Here is an 8,748-nt window from a genome sequence, read left to right on the forward strand (position 1 = left end):
GCTTCCTTCGGATTCCCTTCCGGGTCTCCTCCGGGCGCTTCCCTTCGGTGTTTCCGACTCTATCAGACTCTTTCCCCCGACCGTTCCCGGCCGAATTCCACAATCCGATCCTCCGTCGGAACAGAGGCTCCACCACCCAGCACCACAAACGCTCCGAAAAGCTTTTGTCGCGCCTTCCGGCGTGTCCACCACTTTAGAGGATTCCCCCGACGACTCAAAATCGAGCCGACCGAACCAATTCCGGAAAACCGAAAGAGACCCTCACGGGGAACAAACTCAGAGTGTGTGAACGCCACCGGCAGTGGCAGAAGCGCCGCCACCAGGACCAGACAGCCCCGCGGCAACCCGAAGAACATTACGGAGATCGTGGGGCCGTGTCAACTCCGCCTCCTGCCGGTCCGTGGCTCCCGTGCGGCAGCCGGCCCGAGAGGGCTCAGTCGAGGTGCGCCGAGACCCGGTCCAGCAGGCGGGTCAGCAGGTCTCCCAGCTGCCCGCGGTCCTCCTGGGAGAGGTCCTGGAGCAGGTACTCCTCGAAGGACGACGCCTGGCGCATGACCTGCAACCACTTCTCCCGGCCCTCGTCGGTCAGGCCGATGATCACCCGCACCCGGTTCTCCTCGTCACGCTCGCGGGTGACGAGGCCCGCAGCGACCATGCGGTCGATGCGGTGCGTCATGGCCGCCGGCGTCAGACCCAGTTGCTTGGCGATCGTGCCCGGCCAGAGCTGGTACGGCCGACCGACCATGACCAGGGCCTTCAGCACCTCCCACTCGGCGCTGTTGAGGCCCAGCGTGGCGAGCTGGCGTCCGTAGGCGACGCTCATCCGGCGATCGAGACGGCTCAGTGCGCTGACCACCTTCTCCACCTGGGGATCGAGGTCGCGGTACTCGCGCTGGTAGATCGCGATCTGCTCGTCGAGTGAGGGCTGACGGTCTGACATGGCCGGAGTATCCCACGAACGTCATTGGCGTCGAAGACTTGCCGTGTGTACTCTTTAGCTTCGAAGTCTTGAGCTCTCAGCTCTTGGCTTGCCCCCGCGTGCCTTGCCCAGTCCAGTCCTGCCCTGCCCTGCCCTGCTCCTCCCAGCCCAGCCCTGTCCACGTCCGTGGCGGGCCGAAGTCGAGCAGGCGTACGGAACTGGTCGGCCGGCGGTGGCGCCGACAGCAGCACGACGACCGCCGACCTGCGGCGTCGACGAACCACAACGACCTAGGTAGGTGAGTGTGACCACCGCGATGGGCGCGACCTTGCGCCGGATCCAGCTCGGGAACGCGTTGAGCGCGTTCGGCAGCGGCTTCACCGTTCCGTATCTGTTTCTCTACGTCGCTCGGGTGCGGGAGCTCGGCCCGAGCACGGCCGGGGCGGTGCTGGCCGCCTTCGCCGCGGCGGCGCTCCTGGTGCTGCCCTTCATCGGTCGGGTCATCGACCGCCACGGGCCGATGCCGGTGGCGCTCGCGGGCACGGCTGCGGCCTCCGGCGGAGCACTCGGGTTCGGTCTCTCCACCAGCGCGCCGCTCGTGCTGGCATCCGCCGCCGTCATGGGTGCCGGCATCGCGGTGCTCCAGCCGTCGCTCGCGACGATGATCGTCTGGTGTTCCACGACCACCACCCGGTCGCGCGCCTTCGCCACCCAGTTCTTTCTGAACAACCTGGGCATGGGATTCGGCGGGCTGCTCGGCGGCCAACTCGTCGACGAGCATCGGCCGAGCAGCTTCACCCTGCTGTTCGGAATCGAGGCGGTCATGTTCGTCGTGCTGGCCGGCGTGCTGCTGACCGTGCGGATGCCGCGGACGGCGGGCGTCGGCGAGACCATGCCGACGGACCCCGACCGTACCGGCGGCGGGTGGCGCGGCATGCTCAACGACCGGGCGATGGTCCTGCTCTGCGTGCTCGGCTTCGTTCTCTTCTTCACCTGCTACGGCCAGTTCGAGTCCGGTCTCGCCGTGTACGGCGTGGAGGTCACCGGGGTTTCCACCTCAACGCTCGGCTTCGCCCTGTTCGCCAACACCGCCGTGATCGTGCTGGCTCAGTTCGTGGTGCTGCGCATGGTGGACGGCAAGCGGCGCAGCCGGGTCATCGCCCTCGTCGGGCTGATATGGGCGGTCGCCTGGATCGCCGCAGGTACCTCCGGTCTGGTGCCGCACGCCCAGGCAGTGGCCACCGCCCTGCTGATAAGCACCTACGCACTGTTCGGGGTCGGTGAGGCGATGCTCTCCCCGACGGTCGCCCCGATGGTCGCCGACCTTGCACCCAGCCGCATGATCGGGCAGTACAACTCGGCGTTCGCACTGGTCAAGCAGCTGGGTGTGGCTGTGGGGCCGGCAGTCGGCGGCCTGATGGCGGCCCAGGGCGCGTACGCCGCGTACATCGTCATGCTGGTGTTCTGCTCGCTGGGTGTCAGTGCGCTGGCACTCCGGCTGGGTCGCCGTCTCACCCCCGCGCAGGACAACCCGATGCTGCGGGCAGCGTCGCCCCCGGTCGCAAAGGAGCTGGTCGCGGTCTGACGATCGGGCGGGTCGGGCCGTCAGCCAGCGAACGAGGCCGCAGGGCGGTGGTGCGGCGATGGCACGGGAGACGGGTGGTCAGGCGGCGGATGGTCAGGCGGGGTGGTCAGGAGCGCGGCAGGGCGAACTCGCACCACACGGCCTTGCCACCGCCCGGCGTTCGGCGCGATCCCCACGACGAGGCGATCGTCGCGACGATGGAGATGCCGCGGCCCGACTCGTCGGCCGGTTCGGCCCGACGCCGACGAGGCAGGTGATCGTCGCCGTCGGTCACCTCGATGATGAGTCGCCGGTCGGTGCGGCGAAGCCGGAGGCGCATGGGAGGGGTCCCGTGCTGCAGGGAGTTGGCGACCAGCTCACTGGCCGCGAGCACTCCGAGGTCGTGCAGTTCGCGGGGAAAGCGCCAGGAGGTGAGCACGCCCATGGCGAAGGCGCGGGCACGGGGTGCGGCCTCGACACCACCGAGCAGGTCGAGCGCGGCGTTGTGGAACAGCTCGGCTTCGTGCCCGGTGCGGGCCGGGTGCTGCAGGACCAGCACGGCCACGTCGTCGTCGTGCTCGGCGGTGATGCCCAGGGCCCGCAGGAGGCGGCCGCAGATGATGTCGGGCGCGCCGGTGGCCCCGGCGAAGGCCCGTTCCAGGGTTTCCACGCCTTCGTCGATGTCGGCGTCGCGGCGTTCGACGAGCCCGTCGGTGTACAGCACGGCCGTAGCGCCCTCACCGAACGGAACGGACCCGGAGGTGTGCAGCCAGCCGCCGGTGCCCAGCGGCGGACCGGTGGGCTCGTCCGCCCGGTGCACCGTGCCGTCCGCGTTGCGCACGAGGATCGGCAGGTGGCCCGCGGAGGAGTAGATGAGCCGACCCTCGTTGGGATCGTGCACCGCGTAGACGCAGGTGGCGATCTGGCTGGCGTCGATCTCGGCGGCGAGTCCGTCGAGCAGCTGCAGGACCTCGTGCGGCGGCAGGTCGAGGCGGGCGTAGGCCCGCACGGCTGTGCGCAGCTGGCCCATGACGGCAGCCGCGCGGACTCCGCGGCCCATGACGTCGCCGATGACGAGGGCGGTTCGGCCGGCGCCGAGGGTGATGACGTCGTACCAGTCGCCTCCGACGGCGGCCTCGGTGCCGCCCGGTTGGTAGGTGGCGGCCACCCGCAGGTCGTCGGGCTGTTCGAGTTCCTGCGGCAGCAGGCTGCGTTGCAGAGTGACGGCCGCTTCCCGCTGGCGGGCCTCACTGGCCCGCAGCCGTTCGGCGGACTCGATCTGGTCCGTCACGTCGGTGGCGAACACCAGCACGCCCCGATCGTCCCGGGTGGTCGCCTTCCCCTTGGGCGCGCCGCCTTGCGCGGGCCGGGCACCGTCCTGCGCTGCCGGGCGCTCCCCGTCCGCCCGGGCCGGCGTCGCCGTCAGATCGATCGGCGTGCAGGTGAACGTGTAGTGGCTGGGCTTGGGGTCGCCCGGGACGCGACGGGCCTTGACCGTGCGGGGTTTGCCGCTGCGCAGCACCTGCTCCATCAGCGGCAGCAGCCCCAACTCGACGAGCTCGGGGAGCGACTCCCTCGCCGGTGTGCCGATGCTGCGCGGACCGAACGCCCGGGCGTACGCGTCGTTGACGTAGGCGATGCGGTGCTCGGGCCCCCGCACCACCGCGACGAGGGCGGGCACCTGGCCGAGCAGCCGGTGCACCGACAGCTCCTCGATGCCGGACGAGCCGATCGCGGCGGTGCGCACCGTGGCCCGGGAGGGGTCGACGGGTTCCGCGCGCGCGGAAGGCACCTCCCAGCCGGGTGCGGCGGGGGCGACGGCTGCGGAATCGGCGGCCTTCCCCGCCCGCGCGGCAGCGATGCGTCGCTGCGTGCCGGGCAGGCGGGCGCTCCAGCGCGTGAAGTTCACTGCGGTTAGATCCGATTCTGCCGGGAGTCAGGGGAGGAGCGGGGGTGATCGTGACTCATTGCTGACGGGAGTGCACCCATGGTCACATGTCCAGTGTGGCCGACGGGACTGACATGCGTCAGCGCCGCGGAGGGCGGTGCCCGTCCCCCGCCGCCATCTCGAACTCCGCACGGGGGTGTTCCAGCGAGCCGAGGGAGACGATCTCCCGCTTGAAGAACCCGGCGAGGGTCCATTCGGCGAGCACCCGGGCCTTGCGGTTGAAGGTGGGCACCCTGCTGAGGTGGTAGACGCGGTGCATGAGCCAGGCAGGGTAGCCCTTCAGCTTGCGGCCGTACACTCGCGCGACACCTTTGTGGAGACCGAGCGAGGCGACGGATCCCGCGTACGAGTGCCGGTAGGTGCCCAGGGGTTCGCCGCGGAGCGTGGCGACGATGTTGTCGCCGAGCAGGCGCGCCTGGCGGACCGCGTGCTGGGCGTTGGGGGCGCACTCCTGGCCCGGGTCGTCCGCGGTGAGGTCGGGCACGGCGGCCGCGTCCCCGGCCGCCCAGGCGTGTTCCACGCCTTCGACGCGCAGCGTGGCGGTGCCCCGCAGGCGTCCGCGGGCGGTGCGCGGCAGGTCGCTCGCGGCGATGACGGGGTGGGGTTTCACGCCGGCGGTCCACACCAGCGTCCGGCAGGGGTGGCGAGCCCCGTCACTGAGGACCGCGACGCGGTTCTCGCAGCTGTCGAGTCGGGTCTCCAGCCGGACGTCGATGTTCCTGCCGCGCAGCTCGCGCACCGCGTACTTGCCCATCTCCTCGCCGACTTCGGGCAGGATCCGGTCGCTGGCCTCGACGAGGATCCACTTCTGCTCCTCAGGCCGCAGGTTGTGGTAGTAGCGGCAGGCGTAGCGGGCCATGTCCTCGAGTTCGGCCAGCGCTTCGACGCCGGCGTATCCGCCGCCGACGAAAACGAAGGTGAGTGCGGCGTCGCGGATGTCGGGGTTCCGGGTGGAGGAGGCGATGTCGAGCTGTTCCAGGACGTGGTTGCGCAGCCCGATGGCCTCCTCGACGGTCTTGAAGCCGATGCCCACCTCTGCCAGGCCGGGCACGGGCAGAGTGCGGGACACCGATCCGGGGGCGAGGACCAGCTCGTCGTAGGTGACGTCGAGCGGTCCGCCGCCCTCGTCCTGGGTGGCGATGGTCTCGACGGTGGCGGTGCGGCGGGCGTGGTCGACGGCGGTGGCCTCGCCGACGATGATCCGGCAGTGCGGCAGTACCCGGCGCAGGGGCACGACGACGTGGCGCGGGGAGATGGAGCCGGCGGCGGCCTCGGGGAGGAACGGCTGGTACGTCATGTACGGCTCGGGGCTGACGACGACGATCTCCACGCCGCCGTCTCCCTCGCGGGCGGCTCTGAGTTCCTGCTTGAGCTTCTTCTGGAGGCGCAGAGCGGTGTACATGCCGACATACCCGCCACCGATCACCAGAACGCGCCGTGTTTCCTTCGCCACCTTCGACCCCTGTCCATGCGTCACCTGTCCATGACGCACCGCCGGGCAGGTGTTTGTCCACAGGTCTCAGGAATTGTGTGACCGGTGGAGGCTCAACCTCCGGATCGCTCCATCGTCGGACCGGGTGCAAGAATGCACAGGTCAGGAGGGTTTTGACAGGAGTGGATCAGGTGCCTAAAGCGGGCAGAACAGGTCTGTACTCCGATCGGGGGCAGTCCACCAGGAACCAGCCCCCTTCTCTCCCGACGACCGCTCAACTATGTTCGTAGTCGGCCGGTGGCGGGGCGTGGTCTTCGCGAGCCGGCCTACGACGGGGAGTCTCCGGGGGGAGACAGTGATTACCGGGGGAACGACTATGCGTATTCAGGGTGTTCAGGGTGTTCAGGGTGTTCACACCATTCAGGACGCACACGGGGTGACCGAGGCCGCCTCACCGGACGGGGCAGGCGGCGGGGGGCGATCGGCTCCGCTGCGTATCGACGCGCAGCGCAATCTCGAGCACGTACTGCGGGCAGCCCGCGAGGTGTTCGGCGAGTTGGGTTACGGCGCCCCTATGGAGGACGTCGCGCGACGGGCCCGGGTCGGGGTGGGAACGGTCTACCGCCGATTCCCGAGCAAGGAAGTCCTGGTGCAGCGGATAGCCGAGGAGGAGACGGCCAGGCTGACCGAACAGGCACGTACGGCGCTCAGCCAGGAGACGGACCCCTGGGCCGCGCTGGCGCGATTCCTGCGCAGCTCGGTGGCTTCGGGCGCGGGCCGGTTGCTGCCGCCGCGTGTCCTGCGGGCCGGGGCTGACGGCGCGGCATCGCAGCCCTCGGCTCACTTGCGGGTGCCGCACCAGCGGCAGCCGGCCGACAGCTCCGGGGGGCCGGATCTGCGGCTGGTCGCGGACACCTCCGCGGCAGAGGGAGACGCGGCCGCGGGGGAGCAGCGTGGTCCGCTCTCGACGGGCGCGGCGGTGAGTGGACCGCGCGCCGGTGAGGCCCGGGGGGAGGCGCAGGAGGCTGCCGCCGCGGGGGAGGTGGCCGGCCTCGGCGGAGGGGTCGATGGCGACGCGGGGACTGGTGTGGAGGCCGTCGAGGGTGAGGGAGAGGCCGTCACCGAACTGCTGGCAGTGGTCAGCCAACTCGTCGACAGGGCGAGGGAGTCCGGCTCTCTGCGGGAGGACGTCACGGTCGCCGACGTGCTGCTGGTCATAGCCACCACCGCACCGTCACTGCCGGACGCCGAGCAGCAGGCGGAGGCGTCGACCAGGTTGCTCGACATCCTCTTGCAGGGTCTTCGTTCGCGCGAAGGCGCCTGACGCACGACGGCTCTCGGCCTGGAGCCGCCGCCCGAAAGGGTGAGGCTCCGGGCTCGCCCGTGCGAAACCTACCCGGACGGGTGGTTGCGTTGCGGGGCCCGCTCCCACGCGCTGACGCTGTGGGACTCTGTGCCGGTGGTTGGCTGCAACAGGGTCTACAGGAGTTTCCGTCATGGGTGTTGAGGGGCGGGACGAACCGCGGGGAACCAGGCGTCCGCACGACCCGGGCGAGGCCACCGCTCCGAAGGTCCCGCTTCAAGCCGGTCCGCCCGACGGCCAGGCGCCAGGCTCCCCGGACGCGCCAGCCTCCTCGGGGGGCCCCGACGCCTCGCGCTCCCCGGATGCCCCGGGCTCCCCGGATGCGCCGGGCTCCCAGGACGGCTCGAGTTCCTCGCAGCCGTCCGCGCCCTCGGGTTCCTCGGCAGCGTCCGACCCACCGGAGACGGCGCAGGCGGTGCCGGTCCAGCGTTCCGGCCCGGCCGGATCGGGTGCGGCAGGCGGGGGCGCCCTCGGCGGCTATCTCCCCAGTTCCGCCGGGGAGGACCTGGCCGGTCCCGCCGGTGAGGACCTGGCCGGTCCCGCCGGGGAGGGCGCTGACCTCGAACCGGTGGAAATCGGCGAGTCGGTCGGTGGCCGCCAGTCGGTCGGTGACGGCGAGTCCGTCGGTGACAGCGAGTTGGTGTCGCGCATGCGCGACGGCGACGCCGAGGCCTACGACGAGCTGTACCGGCGGCACACCGAGGCGGTCCGCCGTTACGCGCGCACCTGCTGCCGCGACGCGGACACCGCGGACGACCTCACCAACGAGGTGTTCGCCCGCACCCTGCAAGCCGTGCGCGGCGGCAAGGGGCCGGACACGGCAGTCCGTGCCTACCTGCTGACGGCCGTCCGCCACACCGCCGCGTCCTGGGGGCGAACCGCCAAACGCGAGCACCTTGTTGAGGACTTCGCGCTGTTCGCCACGTCTGCTGTCGGCTCGCACGCCAGCGACGAGGACACGCTCGACCTCGGCGCCGACGTGCGAGCCATGCACGAGGCCGAGCACTCGATGGTGGTGCAGGCGTTCCGAGCTCTGCCGGAGCGCTGGCAGACAGTGCTGTGGCACACCACCGTGGAGGACTCCTCCCCGCAGGAGGTGGCGCCCATCCTGGGTCTCACCGCCAACGCCACGGCGGTGCTCGCCCACCGGGCGCGGGAAGGCCTCAAGCAGGCCTACCTGCAGGCGCACGTCAACCAGTCGCTGACCTCCGGCGGAGACTGCGCGCGGTTCGCCGACCGGCTCGGCGCGTATGCGCGCGGCGGTCTGCGGATGCGCGCGGAACGCGGGCTGCGCAAGCATCTGGAAGAGTGCGCCAAGTGCCGTATCGCCGCCATGGAGGTCAAGGACGTCAACGAGCGGCTGCGGCTGCTGCTTCCGGTCGCGGTCATCGGCTGGTTCGCGGCGACGTACTCGGTCAAGGCTGCCGGCGTCGTGGGCGGTGTGGGCGCGGCTGCGATCGGCGGCTCCGCTGCCGCCGCCGGCACCAAGGCGGGCCTCGGCGGCGCCGACTCGGAGGGCTTG

At 70.9% G+C, this 8,748-nt stretch carries 6 protein-coding genes; 3 read left to right on the forward strand and 3 right to left on the reverse strand.

Annotation, left to right across the window (positions count from 1 at the left end; all coding sequences use genetic code 11):
* Positions 1–433: 433 nt before the first annotated feature.
* Positions 434–940, reverse strand: a complete 507-nt coding sequence (locus ACYVE9_RS09470; RefSeq protein ID WP_461027308.1) for a MarR family winged helix-turn-helix transcriptional regulator — start codon at positions 938–940, stop codon at positions 434–436.
* A gap of 283 nt (positions 941–1,223) precedes the next feature.
* Here ACYVE9_RS09470 and ACYVE9_RS09475 point away from each other — a divergent pair, with 283 nt between their 5' ends.
* A complete protein-coding gene (locus ACYVE9_RS09475; protein WP_461027313.1) occupies positions 1,224–2,504 on the forward strand; it encodes an MFS transporter in 1,281 nt (426 codons plus the stop codon).
* Positions 2,505–2,610: 106 nt separating this feature from the next.
* On the opposite strand, the gene ACYVE9_RS09480 is transcribed toward ACYVE9_RS09475, so the two are convergent.
* Both ACYVE9_RS09480 and ACYVE9_RS09485 read right to left on the reverse strand, forming a co-directional pair.
* Positions 2,611–4,392, reverse strand: coding sequence for an ATP-binding SpoIIE family protein phosphatase (locus tag ACYVE9_RS09480; protein ID WP_461027309.1), 1,782 nt, complete (start codon positions 4,390–4,392; stop codon positions 2,611–2,613).
* Between the two features lie 118 nt (positions 4,393–4,510).
* Positions 4,511–5,884, reverse strand: a complete 1,374-nt coding sequence (locus tag ACYVE9_RS09485) for an NAD(P)/FAD-dependent oxidoreductase (RefSeq protein WP_461027310.1) — start codon at positions 5,882–5,884, stop codon at positions 4,511–4,513.
* Positions 5,885–6,239: 355 nt separating this feature from the next.
* Here ACYVE9_RS09485 and ACYVE9_RS09490 point away from each other — a divergent pair, with 355 nt between their 5' ends.
* Together ACYVE9_RS09490 and ACYVE9_RS09495 are read left to right on the forward strand one after the other, a co-directional pair.
* The gene (locus tag ACYVE9_RS09490; RefSeq protein WP_461027311.1) at positions 6,240–7,187 is read left to right on the forward strand and encodes a TetR/AcrR family transcriptional regulator; all 948 of its coding nucleotides are present in this window, start codon (positions 6,240–6,242) and stop codon (positions 7,185–7,187) included.
* Positions 7,188–7,359: 172 nt separating this feature from the next.
* A partial coding sequence (locus ACYVE9_RS09495) for a sigma-70 family RNA polymerase sigma factor (RefSeq protein WP_461027312.1) occupies positions 7,360–8,748 on the forward strand: 1,389 nt, incomplete at its 3' end.

The sequence above is a fragment of the Streptomyces sparsus genome (genome assembly GCF_054776295.1).